At 60.2% G+C, this 19,672-nt stretch carries 19 protein-coding genes; 10 read left to right on the top strand and 9 right to left on the bottom strand.

What is annotated here, in order from left to right; genetic code table 11:
• Nucleotides 1-70 precede the first annotated feature (70 nt).
• Nucleotides 71-448, bottom strand: coding sequence for a YajD family HNH nuclease (locus ACOZK9_RS15480; protein WP_058411060.1), 378 nt, complete (start codon nucleotides 446-448; stop codon nucleotides 71-73).
• 152 nt (nucleotides 449-600) lie between these two features.
• Here ACOZK9_RS15480 and ACOZK9_RS15475 point away from each other — a divergent pair, with 152 nt between their 5' ends.
• The gene (locus ACOZK9_RS15475; RefSeq protein WP_152749274.1) at nucleotides 601-1,521 is read left to right on the top strand and encodes a ParB/Srx family N-terminal domain-containing protein; all 921 of its coding nucleotides are present in this window, start codon (nucleotides 601-603) and stop codon (nucleotides 1,519-1,521) included.
• A 133-nt stretch (nucleotides 1,522-1,654) separates the two neighbouring features.
• On the opposite strand, the gene ACOZK9_RS15470 is transcribed toward ACOZK9_RS15475, so the two are convergent.
• The gene (locus tag ACOZK9_RS15470) at nucleotides 1,655-2,341 is read right to left on the bottom strand and encodes a spermidine synthase (RefSeq protein ID WP_421556155.1); all 687 of its coding nucleotides are present in this window, start codon (nucleotides 2,339-2,341) and stop codon (nucleotides 1,655-1,657) included.
• A gap of 78 nt (nucleotides 2,342-2,419) precedes the next feature.
• Between ACOZK9_RS15470 and ACOZK9_RS15465 the strand changes: the two genes are divergently transcribed.
• A complete protein-coding gene (locus ACOZK9_RS15465) occupies nucleotides 2,420-2,704 on the top strand; it encodes a hypothetical protein (RefSeq protein WP_058411057.1) in 285 nt (94 codons plus the stop codon).
• On the opposite strand, the gene ACOZK9_RS15460 is transcribed toward ACOZK9_RS15465, so the two are convergent.
• A complete protein-coding gene (locus ACOZK9_RS15460) occupies nucleotides 2,701-3,174 on the bottom strand; it encodes a cyclic nucleotide-binding domain-containing protein (RefSeq protein WP_421556154.1) in 474 nt (157 codons plus the stop codon). The two genes, ACOZK9_RS15465 and ACOZK9_RS15460, sit on opposite strands and share 4 nt — an antisense overlap.
• 68 nt (nucleotides 3,175-3,242) lie before the next feature.
• On the bottom strand, nucleotides 3,243-5,297 hold the full coding sequence (locus ACOZK9_RS15455; protein WP_421556153.1) for a S9 family peptidase: 2,055 nt from the start codon (nucleotides 5,295-5,297) through the stop codon (nucleotides 3,243-3,245).
• Between the two features lie 21 nt (nucleotides 5,298-5,318).
• Here ACOZK9_RS15455 and ACOZK9_RS15450 point away from each other — a divergent pair, with 21 nt between their 5' ends.
• Genes ACOZK9_RS15450 through ACOZK9_RS15440 form a run of 3 tightly spaced genes read left to right on the top strand, consistent with a single transcriptional unit; the run spans nucleotide 5,319 to nucleotide 7,222 of the window.
• The gene (locus tag ACOZK9_RS15450; protein WP_058411054.1) at nucleotides 5,319-5,861 is read left to right on the top strand and encodes a hypothetical protein; all 543 of its coding nucleotides are present in this window, start codon (nucleotides 5,319-5,321) and stop codon (nucleotides 5,859-5,861) included.
• 30 nt (nucleotides 5,862-5,891) lie between these two features.
• On the top strand, nucleotides 5,892-6,668 hold the full coding sequence (locus tag ACOZK9_RS15445) for a class II glutamine amidotransferase (RefSeq protein WP_122249415.1): 777 nt from the start codon (nucleotides 5,892-5,894) through the stop codon (nucleotides 6,666-6,668).
• A gap of 11 nt (nucleotides 6,669-6,679) precedes the next feature.
• Nucleotides 6,680-7,222, top strand: coding sequence for a DUF2937 family protein (locus tag ACOZK9_RS15440; protein WP_058411052.1), 543 nt, complete (start codon nucleotides 6,680-6,682; stop codon nucleotides 7,220-7,222).
• A gap of 314 nt (nucleotides 7,223-7,536) precedes the next feature.
• Here the strand turns inward: ACOZK9_RS15440 and ACOZK9_RS15435 are convergent, their stop codons facing one another.
• The gene (locus tag ACOZK9_RS15435; protein ID WP_152750058.1) at nucleotides 7,537-8,475 is read right to left on the bottom strand and encodes a LysR family transcriptional regulator; all 939 of its coding nucleotides are present in this window, start codon (nucleotides 8,473-8,475) and stop codon (nucleotides 7,537-7,539) included.
• A 175-nt stretch (nucleotides 8,476-8,650) separates the two neighbouring features.
• Here ACOZK9_RS15435 and ACOZK9_RS15430 point away from each other — a divergent pair, with 175 nt between their 5' ends.
• Genes ACOZK9_RS15430 through ACOZK9_RS15420 form a run of 3 tightly spaced genes read left to right on the top strand, consistent with a single transcriptional unit; the run spans nucleotide 8,651 to nucleotide 11,003 of the window.
• Nucleotides 8,651-9,391, top strand: a complete 741-nt coding sequence (locus ACOZK9_RS15430; protein WP_172979821.1) for a 5-oxoprolinase subunit PxpA — start codon at nucleotides 8,651-8,653, stop codon at nucleotides 9,389-9,391.
• Nucleotides 9,388-10,092, top strand: a complete 705-nt coding sequence (gene pxpB / locus ACOZK9_RS15425; RefSeq protein ID WP_058411049.1) for a 5-oxoprolinase subunit PxpB — start codon at nucleotides 9,388-9,390, stop codon at nucleotides 10,090-10,092. Before ACOZK9_RS15430 ends, pxpB begins: the two co-directional genes overlap by 4 nt.
• The gene (locus ACOZK9_RS15420; protein ID WP_152750056.1) at nucleotides 10,089-11,003 is read left to right on the top strand and encodes a 5-oxoprolinase subunit C family protein; all 915 of its coding nucleotides are present in this window, start codon (nucleotides 10,089-10,091) and stop codon (nucleotides 11,001-11,003) included. The genes pxpB and ACOZK9_RS15420 overlap by 4 nt, the downstream gene beginning before the upstream one ends.
• Before the next feature lie 87 nt (nucleotides 11,004-11,090).
• Here the strand turns inward: ACOZK9_RS15420 and ACOZK9_RS15415 are convergent, their stop codons facing one another.
• From ACOZK9_RS15415 to ACOZK9_RS15405, 3 genes are all read right to left on the bottom strand, one after another.
• Nucleotides 11,091-12,269, bottom strand: coding sequence for a vWA domain-containing protein (locus tag ACOZK9_RS15415; RefSeq protein ID WP_058411047.1), 1,179 nt, complete (start codon nucleotides 12,267-12,269; stop codon nucleotides 11,091-11,093).
• The gene (locus ACOZK9_RS15410) at nucleotides 12,269-13,114 is read right to left on the bottom strand and encodes an AAA family ATPase (protein ID WP_058411046.1); all 846 of its coding nucleotides are present in this window, start codon (nucleotides 13,112-13,114) and stop codon (nucleotides 12,269-12,271) included. Before ACOZK9_RS15410 ends, ACOZK9_RS15415 begins: the two co-directional genes overlap by 1 nt.
• Before the next feature lie 105 nt (nucleotides 13,115-13,219).
• Nucleotides 13,220-14,296 (bottom strand): DUF748 domain-containing protein, encoded by a 1,077-nt coding sequence (locus tag ACOZK9_RS15405; RefSeq protein ID WP_058411045.1) that lies wholly within the window; start codon nucleotides 14,294-14,296, stop codon nucleotides 13,220-13,222.
• Between the two features lie 138 nt (nucleotides 14,297-14,434).
• On the opposite strand from ACOZK9_RS15405, the gene cysK reads away from it, so the two are divergent.
• Entirely contained in the window at nucleotides 14,435-15,409 is a 975-nt protein-coding gene (gene cysK / locus ACOZK9_RS15400; protein WP_058411044.1) for a cysteine synthase A, read from the top strand.
• A 183-nt stretch (nucleotides 15,410-15,592) separates the two neighbouring features.
• The gene (locus ACOZK9_RS15395) at nucleotides 15,593-16,531 is read left to right on the top strand and encodes an aspartyl/asparaginyl beta-hydroxylase domain-containing protein (protein WP_058411043.1); all 939 of its coding nucleotides are present in this window, start codon (nucleotides 15,593-15,595) and stop codon (nucleotides 16,529-16,531) included.
• Nucleotides 16,532-16,828: 297 nt separating this feature from the next.
• Here the strand turns inward: ACOZK9_RS15395 and acnA are convergent, their stop codons facing one another.
• On the bottom strand, nucleotides 16,829-19,570 hold the full coding sequence (gene acnA / locus ACOZK9_RS15390; RefSeq protein ID WP_058411042.1) for an aconitate hydratase AcnA: 2,742 nt from the start codon (nucleotides 19,568-19,570) through the stop codon (nucleotides 16,829-16,831).
• Nucleotides 19,571-19,672: the final 102 nt, after the last annotated feature.

Raw genomic sequence — 19,672 nt, 5'->3', positions numbered from 1 at the left:
CTACAAGTTAGGAGCGGCAAGCTGCATGCAGATCGGCTTTTTCTTGCAGCTTGCAGCTTGTAGCTTGCAGCTATGATCCATCTTTTTTCATGAGTCCGGCCAACGCCGCAAACGGGTTGTGCGTCGCCTTGGCAATCGTCGGGCTGCTGGTGGAGCCTTCGCCGAAGTACTGCTGGTCGGTGTAGCGCGAGTGTTCGTTATCGTGGCAGTACAGGCACAGCAACTCCCAGTTGGAACCGTCTTGGGGGTTGTCATCATGATTATGGTTACGGTGGTGTACGGTCAGCTCGCTCAAGCGCTTGCCGGCAAATTCACGCGCGCAGCGGCCACACACGTGCGGGTACATCTTCAAGGCTTTGTCGCGGTAGCCCATTTCCCGGTCGCGCTGGGCATCGGCAAGGATGCGGTCCAGCTTGGCAGTGTGGGAGGGCGGGTTAGTCGAGCTCATCATGGCTCCTGGCTATTTGGGGGTTCACGGATACAGTTGATTCTAGCCGCTCGCGCCGTAAATGACCGCTGGCTTTTTCAGCAGCGGTACAGCCTGGCACCGGCAATCGTTTGTAGTATCGGCTCACACCCTTCACAAGGATCTGAAAACCTATGCGTTTATACCCATGGACCGCTGCGCTGCTGCTCAGCGTGCTGGCGGCTCAAGCCCAAGCGTTCTCAACGCCCAAGCCTGGCCAGGTAATCGAGGTGAGCCTCGAACAACTGCACCCCACCCAAGCCGTGGTCGGGTTTGACCAGATTGGCTACAGCCTGGCGTTGTTCGCCGACAAGCCGGCCAAAGTCTTCGACGAATACTGCGAAACCAACGGCCAGGGCGAGGCCGACAATGTGCCCAAAAAGGCCGACCTGCAGCAACCTCAAAGCTTCACCTGCAAAGACCCGGTGGGCGCCCATCCCGATGCGATGAAAACCGTGGTGGTCGGCCCCGGCGGCCAGTTGTACCTGACCGACGGTCATCACAGCTTCACCACCTTGTGGGAAGTACCCGGTGGTGGGCCTCAATTAAAAATGTGGGTGAAGGTTACCGACGATTTCAGCACCAGCGCGGACATGGCCACCTTCTGGCAGCGCATGCAGGCCGCGCGCAAGGTTTGGCTCAAGGACAATCAGGGCCGCACGCTGGCGCCTGAGCAATTGCCGGCGCACTTGGGTTTCAAGAACCTGCAGGACGACACGTTCCGCAGCCTGGTGTACTTCACCCGCAAGGCGGCCTACGGCAAGCCGGAGGACGGCGCGATTGCGCCGGAATTTTTGGAGTTTTACTGGGGCAACTGGCTGCGCACGCAAATCGATTTGAGCGCGTTCAACCTGAACAAGAAAGGCGGCTATAAAGATGCGATTGAAGCTGTCGCCAAGCGCATGGTCAGCCTGGCGCCGGGTTCACAGGTCGGCGACAGTGGTTTTACCGCGCATCAATTGGGCGGCATGACCAAGCTGGACCAGGGTGAGCTGGAAAAAACTGTCGATAAAAAACTGCCGTATGTGATCGATTACCGCAAATCCAGAAGCTGACGGGGATTGAACGTGTGGGAGGGGGCTTGCTCCCGATAGCGGTGGTTCAGTCGATGATGTGTTGACTGAGTGACCGCCATCGGGAGCAAGCCCCCTCTCACAGGGGATCTTCGGTGTTTGTAGGGCGCGCGGATCAGCCCTTGAGCTTCTCGGCAATCCAAATGGTGTGCCGGGTGCCTTTGTTGCCGTGGGCGAACACTTGCACTTCTTCGGCCTTGAAACCGGCCTTGCGCAGTTTGTCGCTGAACAGCTTGTCGGCGCTGGCCGACCACACGGCCAATACGCCCTTGGGCCGCAAGGCTTTGTCGCAAGCGGCCAGGCCGCCGGCGGAGTAGAGCCAGCTATTGGCCTTTTGCGTGAGGCCTTCGGGGCCGTTGTCGACGTCGAGCATGATCGCGTCAAAACCCTGAGGCTCGGCCTGCAGCACCTTGGCCACGTCTTCCATGCGGATCACCGTGCGCGGGTCCAGCAACGGGCGGCCGGACTTTTCGCCCAGCGGCCCACGGTTCCATTCCACAACACCGGGCACCAGTTCCGCCACCACCACTTCGGCGGTCTTGCCCAAGTGTTTGAGGGCCGAGGCCAAGGTAAAGCCCATGCCCAAACCACCGATCAATACCCGCGAACCGGGGCGCCCGGCGACCTTGCGGCAGGGGATTTCCGCCAGCGCGTCTTCGGAGCCGTGCATGCGCGTGTTCATTAACTGGCCGCCATCACCGCCCTGGATCTTGATGACAAAATCCTCGCCGTATTCGAACAGGCACAAGGCACCGCCGTTGTCGGGGATCGGGGTGGTGTCGAGCAGTACGAAACGTTTCATGGAAATCTCATTGGGAAGGGCATTCTTGCGCGGTTGGGAGTAGCCTTACGGTATTCCGGTCAGGCCATGGAGCCATCGATGAAGTGCAACATTCTAACGGTCATTGTGTTGAGCGCGCTCGCATTGGGTGCCGCGCAGGCTCAGGAGGTGCAAACCGTGCCCGTTGCACCCGCGCCAACCCCAGGCGCGCCGGGCACGCCGACGCCGACGTTATACCCGCAGGTCACCCCGCCTGTCGCCCCCAAGGCCACCGCTAACGGCTCACCTGCGCTGGTGCCCATCGTATTGCCGACGCCTCCGAAGGACCAAACCGTGCCTGGCTTGCTGCAGAACGACAGCAAACCGAAAACACCCGGCGGTTAAACCTGTTGCGCGAGTAATTGCCCATCGGCCATGCGCAGGCGTTTGGACAGGGCAATCGCAATCGCGCGGATGATCTTGGCGGCAACGCGCGGTGCTTCGTTGAGCATTTTTTCCAGGGAATCCTTGCCCAGGTTCAGCACCACGCTGTCGCTGACCGCCACGCAACTGGCCGAACGCCGCTCGCCATCGAGCACCGCCATTTCGCCAAAAGCCCGGCCACTGCGCAGGGTGGCGATGGTCAGGCGCTGGCCCGTGTGATTGGTTTTTTGCACGGCGACTTGGCCGCTGTGGAGGATGCACATGAAGGTGCCGGCATCGCCCTCGAGAAAAACCGCCTCGTCTTGAGCAATGCTGCTGATATTGAAGTAGCCCGCGGCCAGGTGAAAATCTTCCGGCAACAGCGCGTCGAACAGCCCGCAGTCCATGAGCATGTCGCGGATTTCGTCGTTAAGCAAAGTGGCTTGTGGCATAGCGGCAGTATTGATCCATCAATCAGTCGGCGGTCCTGTGTTCAGACAGGACCGCCGCACTAAGTTCCTTAACTCAACCCGAGTGCCTTGAACACAAACGCATATTCGAGCGCTACGTCACGTAAACCCTGGTAACGCCCGCTCATCCCGCCGTGGCCGGCACCCAACTCGGTCTTGAGCAGCAGCAGGTTGTCATCGGTCTTGGTGTCACGCAGCTTGGCCACCCACTTGGCCGCTTCCCAGTACTGCACGCGGCTGTCGTTGTAACCTGCGATCACCAGCGTGGCCGGGTAGGCCTGGGCGCTGACGTTTTCGTAGGGTGCGTAGGCCTTGATGCGCGCATACACCTCGGGCTCTGCAGGGTTGCCCCACTCGTCGTACTCGGTGATGGTCAGCGGCAGCTCCGGGTCGAGCATCGTGTTGAGTACATCAACGAACGGCACTTCGGCAATCGCCGCCTGGAACAGCGCGGGGCGTTGATTGAGCACCGCGCCGATCAACAAGCCGCCAGCACTGCCGCCGCTGATCGCGAGTTGCTTGGAGGTGGTCAGGCCTTGGGCGATCAGGTGTTCGGCGCAGGCGATAAAATCGCTGAAGGTGTTTTGCTTGTGTTCCTGTTTGCCGTTGCGATACCAGGCTTCACCCAGTTCGCCACCGCCGCGTACGTGCGCAATGGCAAACGCCACGCCACGTTCGAGCAGGCTCAGGCGCGCATGCGAGAACCACGGGTCAAGGCTCTGGCCGTACGCGCCATAACCGTAGAGGTACAGCGGGGTTGGCTTGCCGAGCTGGTCGCGCTTGACCACCAGGCTGATCGGCACTTGAGTGCCATCGGCAGAAGTGGCCCACAGGCGCTGGCTGACGTAGTCGTCGGCGTTGAACGCGCCCAGCACCGGGGTTTCTTTAAGCACCACTTGTGCGCCTGTCGCCAATTCGAGCTGGCGCACTTGGGCGGGGCGGTTCAGGGCTTCATAACGCAGGCGGATCTTGTGGCTGGCAAACTCCAGGCTGTTCTGCACATAAAGGCTGTAGGCGGCGTCGGGCAATTCGACGCGATAGGCCGCCACGTCCTGAGCGTGCACTTCGATTACCGGCAGGCCGCCGATGCGCAGGCTCAGGGTCATTGCGCTGGCGTTCAAGCTCACGCCGTCGAGCATCACCTCATCGCTGTGCGGGATCAGGTTTTGCCATTGGTCTTCAGTCGGCACGCTGCCGGTGTCGGCGGCAACAAACAGCGCGTAGTTGATGCCGTCGCGGTTGCTGCGAATAAACCACGCCCACTCGCCGTCGAGTTGGCCGTGGTCGACATCGTATTCATGGTCCTCGACGCGTGGCGCCAGGCAGGTAAAGTCCAGGTGCGGTTGGTCGGCGTCCAAGGCCCAGATTTCACTGGTGGTTTTGCTGCCCAGGGCCAGCAGCAACTGGCGCTCCGAGCTTGCACGGTAGCAATGCAGGAAAAACCGCCCATCGGGCTCGTGGAACACTTCCTGCGCCGCCGTGCCATCCAGGCGGTAGCGATAAAGCTTATGCGGGCGGTGGGTGTCGTCCAGCTCGCCGAAGAACAGCGTCAGGCTGTCATTCGCCCAGGTCATGCTGCCGTCGCAGTTCTCGAACGCCAGTTCGCTGACCTTGTCGGTGGCCAATTCCTTCACGAACAGCGTGTAAATCTCTTCACCACTGGTGTCGAGGCTGTAGGCCAGGCGCTGGTGGTCGGGGCTGATGCTGAACGTGCCCAGCGAAAAAAAACCGCCGTTGGCCAGCACGTTGGGGTCGAGCAGCAATTGTTCAGTGCTTTCATCCACCACGTTGCTGTCATCCGCCGGGCGGCGGCAGCGGTAGTGGCGGGCGTATTCGTCACCCGCGGTGGTGCGCGTGTAATACAGGTACGGCCCCCACGGCGAGGGCAGCGACAGGTCGGTTTCGAGAATGCGGCCCTTGATCTCTTCGAACAAGGCCTCGCGCAGCGTGTGTTGATCGGCGAGTTGCGCCTCCTGCCAAGCGTTCTCGGCTTTGAGGTAATCAAGTACTTCAGCGCTGTCACGCGCTTGCAGCCAGGCGTAAGGGTCTTGGCCTGCGGCCTTGCGGGCAATCGGGGCGGCAGCGATGTGGGTCGATGAAGGCATGGATCACTCTCTGTCTGGCGGATGGTGGCAGGCATTGCAGCCGAGACACGCAAAAGCCGTTATCATAGCCGCCTGTTTGCCTACCTTGCCATGGACACCATGACCGAGAACGACTATCTGACCGCTTGGGGCCTTTACGCCTTCGCAGCTTTGGGCTGCTTGTTGGTGTGGTTGCGCATGACCCGCTGGGTCTGGCGCTGGCTGCGCGAGCCGCTGCAACTGCTGATGGCGGTGCTGCTGTTCAGCCCGACCATCGTTGACCCGGTCAAAACCCAGTTCGCGCCGGCCGTGGCGATTACCGCGCTGGACCTGGTGCTCAAGGTCGGCAATAACGCGTGGCGGGCGGTTTCCGATTTGTTCATGTACACGATGATCGCCGCTGGCGTGTATATCGTCTTTGTGTTGATCCGCTGGCCCATCGAGCGCGCCGCCAATGCCCGTCGTGAGCGCAAGGCCGCGACCGATGCAGCGTTGGCCGCCGAGCGCGCAAACCAAGACGAAGACGACGAGCCGTACCGTCGCCCGGCGCCTGCCGGCAGCATGCGGGTCGAACCGCGCCTTTAACGTTGTCCGCCCTGCAGCGAGAGCCCTGGCATGTGTGAATTATTGGGCATGAGTGCCAACGTCCCCACCGACATTGTGTTCAGCTTTACCGGGCTGATGCAGCGCGGCGGGCGTACCGGCCCGCACCGCGACGGTTGGGGCATCGCCTTCTATGAAGGCCGTGGCTTGCGTCTGTTCCAGGACCCGGCCGCCAGCAGCGAGTCGGAAGTCGCGCTGCTGGTGCAGCGTTATCCCATCAAAAGTGAAGTAGTGATTGGCCATATCCGCCAAGCCAACGTGGGCAAGGTGTGCCTGTCCAACACCCACCCGTTCGTACGCGAACTGTGGGGCCGTAACTGGTGCTTTGCGCACAACGGCCAATTGGCCGACTTCAACCCGAGCGCCACGTTCTACCGGCCGGTGGGCGACACCGACAGCGAAGCGGCGTTCTGCGACCTGCTCAACCGTGTGCGCGAAGCGTTCCCGGAGCCTGTGGACATCGAACAAATGCTGCCGGACCTGATTGCGGCCTGTGCTGAATACCGCAGCAAAGGCGTGTTCAATTGCTTGCTCAGCGACGGTGACTGGCTGTTTTGCTACTGTTCAACCAAATTGGCGCAGATTACCCGGCGCGCACCGTTTGGTCCGGCACGGTTGAAGGATGTCGACGTGATCGTCGATTTTCAGGCCGAAACCACGCCCAATGATGTGGTCACGGTGATCGCGACCGAACCGCTTACCGACAACGAAAACTGGACCCGCTATGAACCGGGCCAATGGAGCCTGTGGCGACGCGGTGAATGCGTGAGCCAGGGCATCACTGAGTAAGGATAACGACCATGTTGCTTAGCTATCTGCGATTGGTGCTGTTTGCCATTGGCTTGTTGGTGGGTGTGCAAGTGCCGGGGTTTATCAACGACTACGCCAAGCGTGTCGAGGCCCACTTGATCGAGGCGCAGACTGGCCTGCGCGGGTTTGATGCGACTGCGCAGCAGTTCTTCAAGGGTGATTTGCAGGCGCTGGTGGCGCATTACCGCGCGAGTGATGACCCGGTGTTTCGCAGCGATGCCAACAGCTTGGGCACTTTGCTGGACCGTCAGGTGGCGTTGGACAAGCAATTTCAGGCGATGCAGGGGCCTTGGTACATTCGCGCGCTGCAGGTGGCGGTGGCGGCCGACCCGGCGATTCGTCTGGAAACCTGGAACGGCTACAGTTATCAGATTCTGCTGACGCCTGAAGCCATGGGCTGGGGGTTGGGCGGCGCGATGTTGTTGTCGTTTGGCATTGAGTGCCTGTTTCGCTTGATCGATTGGGTAGTGTTGGGCGGCAAGCGCCTGCGCCAGAGCCGGCCGATTGAAGAGCGTGACCTTAAAGGCCTCTAAAGACCGCCACAGCTCTACTCTAAATGTGGGAGCGGGCTTGCTCGCGATTGCGGTGTGTCAGATAAGTATTTTTCAACTGACACACTGCTATCGGGAGCAAGCCCCCTCCCACAGAAAGCAAAAGAAGCAGATCTGCTGTGTATGCAAAAGCCGCCTTTGATCTGCTTCAACCACTCAGGTCGGCTTTCAGGCCGCCGTGCTTTTGCTTTTGATCTGAGAAGCGCCCCGTTAAACCACGATGGCGGCCCACGGATGCAAGCCTGCGGGCGGGCATGCCGAGCCTAAGCGAGGCACCGAGTGGTGGCACAGGCCCACTAATCCGCTTGCTTCAATGAAACCTGTGGGCTCAGCACCATCCGCTCTTCACCGACCTCTTCGGCATACCGCGCCACTACCTTCTGGCACAGCCCGACTATCTCCTCCACCAACTCGACGCCGACGCGCCACGACACCACCACCGGCAAGTTCGGCAAGCGTTGCGCCATCGGCAGCATCACCAATTCCCCGCGTGCCAGCTCCTCACGGACCAGCACCGGGGGCAGGGCGCCCACCCCAAAACCATCGCGCAGCAAGCGGGTGATCGCCGACACCGAGTTCACACAGTTCATGCGGGGCGCGGCCACGCCGTTGGCCTGCATCAGGCTCAACACGTCCTGGTGTGGGTGGGAATTTTTCGAGTAAGTGATGATGCGCTCCCGGGCCAGTTCGGCGAGGGAGGCATAGTCTCGGTTGTAGATCGAATGGCGGGCAACAATCCATGCCATCGGGTGGCTGGCAAGTTCCAGGCTGCGCACGGTTTCGAGGCGCAGCAGGTCGGTTTGCAGGATCAGGTCGAGGAAGCCCTTTTGCAGCTGATCGCTGAGGTTGAGCGCGGTATCGGCGATCAATTCAATTTCGACCAGCGGAAAATGGTCCATCAATTCCGCCACCAAAGGGCTGAGCCACGTATGGATCACCGTGTCCATCGCGCCGATCCGAATCCGTCCGACCTTGCTGCTGGTGGTTTCCAGGGACTGTTTCAAGCCCTGCAGCGTCACCATCATTTGCTCGGCGTAATCGAGCACCTTCAAGCCTTCCGGGGTCAGGCTCACGCCGCGCGAGTCGCGCAGAAACAGCTTCACGCCCAACTCGCTTTCGAGCACGGCAATGCGGCTGGAAATCGAGGCTTGGGTGGTGAACAGCTTTTCGGCGGTCAGCCGAAAGCTCTTGAGCTTGGCCACCCAGACGAAGGTTTCGAGGAACTTCAAATTCATGGGATCAACTTTTCTTATGCATGGATCGGTTTTTATTAGTTGGACGCCGCGCCGGGCAAACGCCAAAAATCGTGCTATTCCACGATAAGCGGCGTTGGGGTGCCAGGACAAGTTGCGCGTTGTGTGCCCACAATCCCACACTGTAAAAAATACACAGCCTAGAGGAGCGCCCACCGTGAGCCGTCTGTTATTGAACTGTGACATCGGCGAAAGTTTTGGCAACTGGACCCTGGGTCTGGACGCCGAAGTCATGCCGTTCATCGATTGCGCCAACGTGGCTTGCGGCTTTCATGCCGGCGACCCGAGCATCATGCGCAAGACCGTCAGCCTGGCCTTCAAGCATGGCGTGCAAGTCGGCGCGCACCCGGCGTACCAGGACCTGCAAGGTTTCGGGCGCCGCTCCATGGCCTACACATCTCAGGAAATCCAGGACCTGTTGCACTATCAGATTGGCGCGCTGGACGGCATCTGCCGCGCGCAAGGCGGGCGCGTCAGTTACGTCAAACCGCATGGCGCGATGTACAACGACATGATGGCCAACCCTGCGCAACTGCGCGCGGTTATTCAGGCCGTGGCGGCCTATGGCGACTTGCCGCTGATGCTGTTGGCCACTTGTGATAACAGCGCGGCCAAGGCCTTGGGCGATGAATACGGGGTTATTCTGTGGTTCGAAGCGTTCGCCGACCGTGCTTACGACCACCGGGGGCACTTGGTCTCCCGCCAGTTGCCGGGCGCCGTGCACCACGACTCCGAGACCATCATCCAGCAAGCCTTGACGCTTTCCCAAGGCGAAGCGCTGACTGCCAGCGACGGCAGCGCCTTGCTGTTGCAGGCCAATACGCTGTGTGTGCATGGCGACAACGCCAGTTCGGTGGCCGCGGTAAAACGTATCCGCGAGGCATTGAGGCCAGCATGAAGCCACGCGTTGAAGTGGTGGCGATTGACTGCCTGATGGTGCGTCTGTTTGAGGTGATTGCCGAAGCCAATACGCCGTGGATGCTTGCTGCCACCCAGCGCTTGCGCGAGCGTTTTGGCGCGGCACTGGTCGACCTGGTGCCGTCCTACACCACCTTGATGGTGCATTACGACCTTACGGTATTGGCCCCGGCTCAGGCGCGGGTGTTGATCGATCAGGCCCTGGCCGACCTGCAACCCCAAGCCCAGGGCAGCGGCCAGTGCCACGTGTTGCCGGTGTGGTACGACCTGAGCGTTGGCCCTGAACTGAGCTTGCTCAGCCAGCGCAGCGGCTTGGCGGTAGACGACGTGATCCGCCGCCACAGCGCCCATCAATACCAGGTATTCGCGCTCGGCTTTGCGCCCGGTTTTGCCTTTATGGGCTTGGTCGATGAGGTGCTCGCCACGCCACGCCTCAGCACGCCACGCAAACGCGTGGCTGCCGGCAGCGTCGGCATTGCTGAACGGCAGACCGCCGCTTACCCGGTGGTATCGCCCGGTGGCTGGAACCTGATCGGCCGCACCCCGGCCAAGCTGTTCGACCGTGAGCGCGACGGCTACAGCTTGATGCAACCCGGCGACACTGTACGTTTCGAGCCCGTCAGCCACGCCGAATTTATCCGCTTGGGCGGCGATGACACGCCATTGGAGGCGCAGGCATGAGCTGCTTGTTGATCGAGGCCAGCACGCCGCTGTGCCTGTTGCAGGATGCCGGCCGTTTTGGCGTGCGCCACCTCGGCGTGACCCAGGGCGGCGCGCTGGATTGGGTGTCGATGTCGTGGGCCAATTGGTTGCTGGGCAACGCATTGGATGCGCCGGTGGTGGAAATCACCTTGGGCGGTTTTACCGTGCAGGCGCAAGCGTATTGCCTGCTGGCCCTGGCCGGTGCGGACCTGGGCGCTTACATTGATGAGCGTGCGGTCAGCCCCGGGCGCAGTTTTATCCTGCAAAAGGGCCAGCGCTTGCGCTTCACCCAACCGTTCAGCGGCGCGCGCGCTTACCTGGCGGCGCCCGGCGGGTTTACTGCGCCGCAGGTGCTGGGCAGTTGTGCCACGGTGGTGCGCGAGGCGTTGGGTGGGCTGGACGGTTTCGGCAAAGCGTTGGCCGAGGGCGGGCATCTGGCGTATTCCGGTACGGGCGGCGCGATGAAAGTGCTGAGTGAACCGGGGTTGCCTGCCAAGGCGCCGCTGGAGGTCATTGTCGGTGCGCAGATTGGCCAGTTCAGCGGGCAAAGCCTGTTTGACGCGTTCAACACCGAATGGGCCATCGACAGCCGCGCCGACCGCATGGGCATGCGTTTGCTGGGCACGCCGTTGCAGTATCAAGGACCGTCGTTGATCTCTGAAGGCATTCCGCTGGGGGCGATCCAGGTGCCGCCGGACGGGCAACCCATTGTGTTGCTCAATGACCGGCAGACCATCGGCGGCTACCCGCGTTTGGGTGCGCTGACGCCGTTGGCGCAGGCCAGGCTGGCGCAATACCTGCCCGGCGAGAAAGTGCGCCTGGCGCCGGTGGTGCAAGAGACCGCGCATCGCCAGCACCGCGACTTTTTACAGCGCCTTGCCACCGTCTAAAAAATACCGAGGCCACAATTTGGGAGGGGGCAAGCCCCCTCCCACATTGGATTTCCTGCAGCATGGGTATCCTGATTTGGATTCGGATTACTTGGAGAGAAAACGCATGCCTTCTTCCAGCCCGCGCAGCGTCAGCGGGTACATCTGATCCTCCACCAACTCACGCACAATCGCGGTCGACGCCGTATACCCCCACGTGTCCTTCGGGTACGGGTTTATCCAAATCAGCTTTTTATACTTGGCCATAAAGCGCTGCATCCATACATAGCCCGCCTCTTCGTTCCAGTGCTCGACGCTGCCGCCGGCCTGGGTGATTTCGTACGGCGCCATCGACGCATCACCAATAAAGATCACTTTGTAATCGGCGCCATACTTGTGCAGCAAATCCTGGGTCGAGGTGCTTTGCGAGGTGCGGCGCTGGTTGTCCTTCCACACCGCTTCATACACAAAGTTATGGAAGTAGAAGTACTCCAGGTGTTTGAACTCAGTCTTGCACGCCGAAAACAGCTCTTCGCAGATTTTTACATGCGCGTCCATCGAACCACCGATGTCGAACAGCAGCAACAGCTTGATAGTGTTACGCCGCTCCGGTCGCATCTGAATATTCAGCAAGCCGGCATCACGCGCCGTATGGTCGATGGTGCCGTCGATGTCCAGCTCTTCGGCCGCACCCTGGCGCGCGAACTTGCGCAGGCGGCGCAGGGCGATCTTGATATTGCGCGTGCCCAGCTCTACCTGATCGTCGAGGTTTTTGTACTCACGCTGGTCCCAGACTTTTACCGCCTTGCCCTGGCGCTTGCCGGCATCGCCCACGCGGATACCTTCCGGGTTGTAGCCGCCGGAGCCAAACGCGCTGGTGCCGCCGGTGCCGATCCACTTGTTGCCACCGGCATGGCGTTCCTTCTGTTCTTCCAGGCGCTTCTTGAATTCCTCGATCAGCTTGTCGAGGCCGCCGAGGGACTGGATCTGCGCACGCTCTTCATCGCTCAGCGAGCGTTCGAATTCCTTGCGTAGCCACTCCTCGGGAATCAGTGCCTGCAGGTGGTCGTCGAGTTTTTCGAGGCCATTGAAATAGGCGCCGAACGCGCGGTCGAACTTGTCGAAATGCCGTTCGTCCTTGACCAGAATCGCGCGGGCCAAGTAGTAAAACTCGTCCATGTCGGCGAAGGTCACCCGCTGTTTCAGCGCGTTGATCAGGTCGAGCAATTCGCGCACCGACACCGGCACCTTGGCTGCACGCATTTCGTTGAACAGGTTGAGCAGCATCAGCGATTACCGCGACGGCTCATAAACGCCAGTCGTTCCAGCAGTTGCACGTCTTGCTCGTTCTTCACCAGAGCGCCGGCCAATGGCGGGATCGCCTTGGTCGGGTCGCGTTCGCGCAGCACCGCTTCACCGATGTTGTCGGCCATCAGCAGTTTGAGCCAGTCGACCAGCTCCGAGGTGGAAGGCTTTTTCTTCAAACCCGGTACTTTGCGCACGTCGAAGAACACGTCCAGCGCTTCGCTGACCAGGTCCTTCTTGATGTCGGGGTAGTGCACGTCGACGATTTTTTGCAGCGTGCTGCGGTCGGGGAAGGCGATGTAGTGGAAGAAGCAGCGGCGCAGGAACGCGTCCGGCAGCTCTTTTTCGTTGTTGGAAGTAATGATGATGATCGGGCGCTTTTTGGCCTTGATGGTCTCGTCGATTTCGTAGACGTAGAACTCCATCTTGTCGAGTTCTTGCAGCAGGTCGTTGGGGAACTCGATGTCGGCCTTGTCGATTTCATCGATCAGCAGAATCACCCGCTCCTCGGACTCGAACGCTTCCCAGAGCTTGCCCTTTTTCAGGTAATTGCGCACATCGTGCACCTTGTCCACGCCCAACTGCGAGTCGCGCAGGCGGCTCACCGCGTCGTACTCGTAGAGGCCCTGATGCGCCTTGGTGGTGGACTTGATGTGCCAGGTGATCAGCTTGGCGCCGAAGGATTCGGCCAGTTGCTCGGCCAGCATGGTCTTGCCGGTGCCGGGCTCGCCCTTGACCAGCAACGGCCGCTCCAGGGTGATCGCGGCGTTGACGGCCAGTTTCAGGTCATCGGTAGCCACATAGGCCTGGGTGCCTTCGAACTTCATCGCTCATTCCTCACATTCATCAATGCCCGGACTATACCGCGCAGCCCCGGTGGCTGTGAACGCAGACGCCTTATTCAGTCTCTGAATGGCCGGTCACGCGCAGCATCAGTCGGTCGACGGCTTGGGCTGTTCGTAGCGCGCATTGAAGGCCTGGATGAAACCGTTGCGCAAAATCGCCACGAATGCAGAGAACGCGCTGATATTTTGCTGGTGCACGCTGCCGCTGAGTTCGACGCGCGTGGCGAATTGATTTTTGCGCTGGTTTTTCAACACCGTCTCGCTGGTGCCCACCACGGCTTCCCAGATCGAGCGGAAAATATTTTTGTCTTTGTTTTCGACGTCCTGCTGCCAGTCAAAGACTTCAACATCGCGCAACAGCGGCTTGATGTAACCGCTGAGTTGGCCCTTCTGGGCCTGCGCTTCGATCACCACATCACCGGTGCCCGCCTTGAAGTCGAACTTGCCGTACGCCGAGGCGAAATCGTTCATGCGTGTGAGTTGCAGGTCACGCGCGCGGAAGCGGAATTCGAAGTCCTCAAAATTATTGAAAGGGTCAAAGGTGGCGGTGGCTTCCAGCGGCGCTTGGCCTTGCAGCATGGCCTTACCGTCAAAGCGTGCATCGCGCTGGCCTTTGAGGTCCACCACGTTGGTCAGGTTATACAAGCTGGCGTTGATTTCGGTGGCGTTGATGTTTACTTGCGGTTTGGAGCTGAAGTTGTGAAAGGCGACCTTGCCGTCCTCAATGCGCACTTCGTTCAGAGTGATCGGCAGGAGTTTTTTCAACTGCGCCTGCCAGTCGGTGCCCTTACCGGTCTGCGACGCCTGTTTGTTTGCGCCGCCGTCGACGAAGTTGATTTCAGGCCGCACAAAATGCCCCTCGGCAACCACCGCATGGTCGTACCACAGCGAGTGCCAACTGACCGCAAATTCAATCAGCGGCGCGTTAACCAGCGGCACCGGAACCTTACCGTCGACCTTGACGATTTTCAGCCCTTTGATCCGGTAGGCACCGCGCCACAACGCCAGGTCTACATCGGCGACTTCGCCGCGGTAATCACCCATGTCGGCAAGCTTGTCATTCAGGTAATTGCGCACCACATAAGGCAACGCGATATTCAGGGCAACCAGCAGCAGCACCAGCCCGGCGGCGGTCCATAGCGGCCAACTGTAGCGACGTTTCATGGGGTAGGCTCTCTGTCCATATTGGGTTACATATAATTGATGGACTTGCGCACAGGGCGCAACGTTCCGCAGACTGGACGCCTCTACGCCGGCGGCATAACCTTGGGGCCTTCCTGAAATAGCCTTAAGGACCCCGTCATGAGCCGCATCTTTGCAGACAACGCGCACTCCATCGGTAATACGCCCCTGGTTCAGATCAACCGGATTGCGCCGCGTGGCGTGACCATCCTGGCCAAGATCGAAGGGCGAAACCCAGGTTATTCGGTGAAGTGCCGCATTGGCGCAAACATGATTTGGGACGCCGAAAGCAGCGGCAAACTCAAACCCGGCATGACCATTGTGGAACCGACTTCCGGCAATACCGGCATCGGTTTGGCGTTTGTCGCGGCCGCGCGTGGCTACAAACTGCTGCTGACCATGCCGGCGTCCATGAGCATCGAGCGGCGCAAAGTCCTCAAGGCTCTCGGTGCCGAACTGGTGCTGACCGAACCCGCCAAAGGCATGAAAGGCGCCATCGAAAAAGCCGGTGAAATCGTTGCCGGTGACCCGTCGGCCTACTTCATGCCAGGCCAGTTCGAAAACCCGGCCAACCCTGCGATCCACGAGAAAACCACCGGCCCGGAAATCTGGAACGACACCGACGGCGCCGTCGACGTGCTGGTCGCGGGCGTCGGCACCGGCGGCACCCTTACCGGTGTGTCGCGTTATATCAAGAACACTGCGCGCAAGCCGATTCTGTCGGTGGCGGTGGAGCCGATTGCATCACCGGTGATCACTCAGGCGCTGGCCGGTGAAGAGATCAAGCCCAGCCCGCACAAGATTCAGGGCATCGGCGCGGGTTTCGTGCCGAAAAACCTCGACCTCTCGATGGTCGACCGCGTGGAACTGGTGACCGATGAGGAATCCAAGGCGATGGCCCTGCGCTTGATGCAGGAAGAAGGCATTTTGTGCGGTATCTCTTGCGGCGCCGCCATGGCCGTGGCTGTGCGCCTGGCCGAGAAGCCGGAAATGCAGGGCAAAACCATCGTGGTGATATTGCCGGACTCGGGTGAGCGCTACCTGTCGAGCATGCTGTTTAGCGATTTGTTTACCGATCAAGAAAACCAAGCCTGATCAGTTTGCTGCGCGTCTCCCACGCAGGGCCAGCAATCAGGGGTGCAGAGGGTTGATTTATGTCAGCCGGTCGGCCGAGGCCTTCTGCATAATGCAGCAAATGTTTATGATGACCGGCTGCTATGTTTGGTTTCCCCTCACCGGGAGGTTATTCGCCAGGCGCTAATTTCCAGGAGTTGCTGCATGACCTTTTCTTTGGCCGCCAAACTGTCGGTGCTGCTGTTGTTTATCGGCAGCACGTTGTATGTGCACTTGCGTGGCAAGGCCCGTTTGCCGTTGTTGCGTCAGTTCGTCAACCACTCGGCGTTGTTCGCCCCGTACAACGCCTTGATGTACCTGTTCTCGGCCGTGCCGTCCAAGCCGTACCTGGACCGCAGCAAATTCCCTGAACTGGACGTGCTTAAGGACAACTGGGAAGTGATCCGCCAAGAGGCCATGCACCTGTTCGACGAGGGTTATATCCGCGCCGCCGAAAAGAACAACGACGCAGGCTTTGGTTCGTTCTTCAAGAAGGGCTGGAAACGTTTTTACCTCAAGTGGTACGACAAACCGTTGCCATCCGCCGAGGCGTTGTGCCCGAAAACAGTGGCCCTGGTCAGCAGCATCCCCAACGTCAAGGGCGCGATGTTTGCGCTGTTGCCCGGCGGCAGCCACCTCAACCCGCACCGCGACCCATTTGCCGGTTCGTTGCGTTATCACTTGGGGCTGTCCACGCCGAACTCCGACGACTGCCGCATCTTCGTTGACGGCCAGGTCTACGCCTGGCGCGACGGCGAAGACGTGATGTTCGACGAAACGTATGTGCACTGGGTGAAGAATGAAACCGAACACACTCGGGTGATTCTGTTCTGCGACATTGAACGCCCGCTGAGCAGCCGTTTGATGACGCGCATCAATCGCTGGGTCAGCAAGCAACTCGGTCGTGCTACTGCGCCACAGAACCTGGATGACGAACGTGTTGGCGGCATTAATCAGGCCTATGCCTGGAGCAAGACCTTCAGCGATAAGTTCAGTGGCCAGGTCAAACAGTGGAAGCGCAAGCACCCCAAAGCCTACCGCATCGCGCGGCCAGTGTTGGCGGTGGTGGTGTTGTTGCTGTTGTGGAAGTGGTTGTTCGGCTGATCTGATGTTGCGGTGTGGCGCGGCAAGCCTGCGTGCGGCCAGCGTGGTTAACGGGGCGCTTCTCAGATCAAGAGCAAAAGCACGGCGGCCTGAAAGCCCACCTGAGTGGTTGAAGCAGATCAAAGGCGGGTTTTACATACACAGCAGATCTGCTTCTGCTTGTTGTGGGGGGGGGCTTGCTCCCGATAGCAGTTTTACAGTTGATACATGAATTGACTGACCCACCGCCATCGGGAGCAAGCCCCCTCCCACATTGAGGGCTCCATTAATTTGTAAGCCCCATGTTTTCAGTTCGCCTTATGAAGCGATCAACTGGCGCAGCACATAGTGCAGAATGCCGCCCGACTTGAAGTACTCCACTTCATTCAGCGTATCGATCCGGCACAGCACCTCGAGCTTTTCACTGCTGCCATCCTCCCGGGTAATCACCAAGGTCAAATTCATTCTTGGCTCGATCTCGGCATCGGTCAGGCCGAGAATGTCGATCTTCTCCTTGCCCGTCAGCTTCAACGCCTTGCGGTTCTGGTCCAGCTTGAACTGCAACGGCAGCACACCCATGCCCACCAGGTTGGAGCGGTGAATACGCTCGAAGCTCTCGGCGATCACCGCCTTGACCCCCAGCAAATTAGTGCCCTTGGCCGCCCAGTCACGGCTTGAGCCGGTGCCGTATTCCTGGCCGGCAATCACCACCAACGGTGTGCCCGACGCCTGATACTGCATGGCCGCGTCGTAGATCGGCATTTTCTCGCCGGTGGGGATGTACAGCGTGTTGCCGCCTTCTTCGCCGCCGAGCATTTCATTGCGGATACGGATGTTGGCAAACGTGCCGCGCATCATCACTTCATGGTTGCCACGGCGTGAGCCGTACGAGTTGAAGTCACGCGGTTCCACGCCTTTTTCACGCAGGTAACGGCCAGCGGGGCTGTCGGTTTTGATGTTACCGGCCGGGGAGATGTGGTCGGTGGTCACCGAGTCGCCGAGCATTGCCAGCACGTTGGCGCCTTTGACGTCTTTGATCACCGGCGGCGGGCCGGCAATGTCATCGAAAAACGGCGGGTGCTGGATATAGGTCGAGTCTTCCTGCCACACATAGGTCGCCGCTTGCGGCACTTCAATTGCCTGCCACTGCTCGTCGCCGGCAAACACCTCGGCGTATTCCTTGTGGAACATGCCAGTAGTGACTTGGGCCACGGCGTCGGCGATCTCTTTGCTGCTTGGCCAGATGTCTTTCAGGTACACCGGCTTGCCGTCTTGGTCGTTACCCAGCGGCTCGCTGCTGATGTCGATACGCACGGTGCCGGCCAACGCGTAGGCGACCACCAGCGGCGGCGAGGCCAGCCAGTTGGTTTTTACCAGCGGGTGCACGCGGCCTTCAAAGTTGCGGTTGCCGGACAGCACCGAAGCCACGGCGAGGTCGGCTTTCTGGATGGCTTTTTCGATCGGCTCGGGCAACGGGCCGGAGTTGCCGATGCAGGTGGTGCAGCCATAGCCGACCAGGTCAAAGCCGAGCTTGTCCAGGTACTGCGTGAGGCCCGCGGCTTTGTAGTAATCGGTGACCACTTTGGAGCCTGGCGCCAATGAGGTTTTCACCCACGGTTTGCGCGTGAGGCCCTTTTCAACGGCCTTTTTCGCCACCAGACCGGCGGCCATCATCACGCTGGGGTTGGAGGTGTTGGTGCACGAAGTGATCGCGGCAATCACCACGGCGCCGTTTTTCAGGCGATAGGTGTGGCCATCTTCTTCGTAGTCGGTTTCACCCACCAAATCGGCGTTGCCGACGGCGACACCACCGCCGCCTTCGCTTTCGAGGCGACCTTCTTCTTTGTTGGTCGGTTTGAATTGCAGGTCGAGGAAGTCGCTGAAGGCTTGGCCTACATTCGGCAGCGACACACGGTCTTGCGGGCGTTTCGGCCCGGCGAGGCTGGCTTCGACGCTGCCCATGTCCAGCGCCAGGCTGTCAGTGAACACCGGCTCCTGGCCAGCGTTACGCCACAAACCCTGCGCCTTGGTGTAGGCCTCGACCAGTTTTACCGTGGCGGCCGGACGGCCGGACAGGCGCAAGTAGTCGAGGGTCACCTCATCCACCGGGAAAAAACCGCAGGTGGCGCCGTATTCCGGGGCCATGTTGGCGATGGTGGCGCGGTCGGCCAAGGGCAAATCGGCCAGGCCGTCGCCATAGAACTCGACGAACTTGCCGACCACGCCTTTTTTACGCAGCATCTGCGTCACCGTCAGCACCAGGTCGGTGGCGGTAATGCCTTCTTTGAGTTTGCCGGTGAGCTTGAAGCCGATCACTTCCGGAATCAGCATCGACACCGGCTGGCCAAGCATTGCCGCTTCCGCTTCGATACCGCCCACGCCCCAGCCGAGTACGCCGAGGCCATTGATCATGGTGGTGTGCGAGTCGGTGCCGACCAATGTGTCGGGGAACGCGTAAGTGCGGCCGTCTTCGTCCTTGGTCCACACGGTGCGGCCGAGGTATTCGAGGTTGACCTGGTGGCAGATGCCGGTGCCCGGCGGCACCACGCTGAAGTTGTCGAAGGCGCTTTGGCCCCAGCGCAGGAAGGCGTAGCGTTCGCCGTTGCGCTGCATTTCGATGTCGACGTTTTGCTCAAACGCGCGGGTGGTGCCGAACTTGTCGACCATCACTGAGTGGTCAATCACCAGGTCGACCGGCGACAGCGGGTTGATGCGCTGCGGGTCACCACCAGCCTTGGCCACGGCGGCGCGCATGGCGGCGAGGTCGACCACCGCGGGCACCCCGGTAAAGTCTTGCATCAATACACGCGCGGGGCGGTATTGGATTTCGCGGTCGGACTGGCGCTGTTTAAGCCACGCGGCGATGGCCGTCAGGTCGGTGCCGGTGACGGTTTTGCCGTCTTCCCAGCGCAGCAGGTTTTCCAGCAGCACCTTGAGCGACATCGGCAGTTTGTCCAGGTCGCCGAGGCTCTTGGCGGCTTCGGGCAAGCTGAAGTAGTGGTAGGTTTTGTCGTCGATTTGCAGGGTTTTAAGGGTTCTCAGGCTATCAAGGGATGACATTACATGACTCCTTATGGTCCGCACGGCTACGGACCTGACGGGACGAACAGAGCGTTCAACTTAGCCCTGTTTTCATTAGCAGGCTAATAACTGGACTGTATC

The sequence above is a fragment of the Pseudomonas kitaguniensis genome, from assembly GCF_049199985.1.
Taxonomy (GTDB): Bacteria; Pseudomonadota; Gammaproteobacteria; order Pseudomonadales; family Pseudomonadaceae; genus Aquipseudomonas; species Aquipseudomonas kitaguniensis.
This window is presented reverse-complemented; position numbering and strand designations above follow the sequence as displayed.

Bases quoted from the DNA above. Each gene is read 5' to 3' on its own strand.
- ACOZK9_RS15450 (WP_058411054.1), top strand. From the start codon at position 5,319: ATGGTGGCAGGCATTGCAGCCGAGACACGCAAAAGCCGTTATCATAGC.
- cysK (WP_058411044.1), top strand. From the start codon at position 14,435: ATGAGCCGCATCTTTGCAGACAACGCGCACTCCATCGGTAATACGCCC.
- ACOZK9_RS15465 (WP_058411057.1), top strand. From the start codon at position 2,420: ATGAAGTGCAACATTCTAACGGTCATTGTGTTGAGCGCGCTCGCATTG.
- ACOZK9_RS15460 (WP_421556154.1), bottom strand. From the start codon at position 3,174: ATGCCACAAGCCACTTTGCTTAACGACGAAATCCGCGACATGCTCATG.
- ACOZK9_RS15455 (WP_421556153.1), bottom strand. From the start codon at position 5,297: ATGCCTTCATCGACCCACATCGCTGCCGCCCCGATTGCCCGCAAGGCC.
- ACOZK9_RS15420 (WP_152750056.1), top strand. From the start codon at position 10,089: ATGAGCTGCTTGTTGATCGAGGCCAGCACGCCGCTGTGCCTGTTGCAG.
- ACOZK9_RS15445 (WP_122249415.1), top strand. From the start codon at position 5,892: ATGTGTGAATTATTGGGCATGAGTGCCAACGTCCCCACCGACATTGTG.
- ACOZK9_RS15405 (WP_058411045.1), bottom strand. From the start codon at position 14,296: ATGAAACGTCGCTACAGTTGGCCGCTATGGACCGCCGCCGGGCTGGTG.
- ACOZK9_RS15435 (WP_152750058.1), bottom strand. From the start codon at position 8,475: ATGAATTTGAAGTTCCTCGAAACCTTCGTCTGGGTGGCCAAGCTCAAG.
- ACOZK9_RS15475 (WP_152749274.1), top strand. From the start codon at position 601: ATGCGTTTATACCCATGGACCGCTGCGCTGCTGCTCAGCGTGCTGGCG.
- acnA (WP_058411042.1), bottom strand. From the start codon at position 19,570: ATGTCATCCCTTGATAGCCTGAGAACCCTTAAAACCCTGCAAATCGAC.
- ACOZK9_RS15410 (WP_058411046.1), bottom strand. From the start codon at position 13,114: ATGAAGTTCGAAGGCACCCAGGCCTATGTGGCTACCGATGACCTGAAA.
- ACOZK9_RS15480 (WP_058411060.1), bottom strand. From the start codon at position 448: ATGAGCTCGACTAACCCGCCCTCCCACACTGCCAAGCTGGACCGCATC.
- ACOZK9_RS15470 (WP_421556155.1), bottom strand. From the start codon at position 2,341: ATGAAACGTTTCGTACTGCTCGACACCACCCCGATCCCCGACAACGGC.
- ACOZK9_RS15440 (WP_058411052.1), top strand. From the start codon at position 6,680: ATGTTGCTTAGCTATCTGCGATTGGTGCTGTTTGCCATTGGCTTGTTG.
- ACOZK9_RS15415 (WP_058411047.1), bottom strand. From the start codon at position 12,269: ATGCTGCTCAACCTGTTCAACGAAATGCGTGCAGCCAAGGTGCCGGTG.
- ACOZK9_RS15395 (WP_058411043.1), top strand. From the start codon at position 15,593: ATGACCTTTTCTTTGGCCGCCAAACTGTCGGTGCTGCTGTTGTTTATC.
- pxpB (WP_058411049.1), top strand. From the start codon at position 9,388: ATGAAGCCACGCGTTGAAGTGGTGGCGATTGACTGCCTGATGGTGCGT.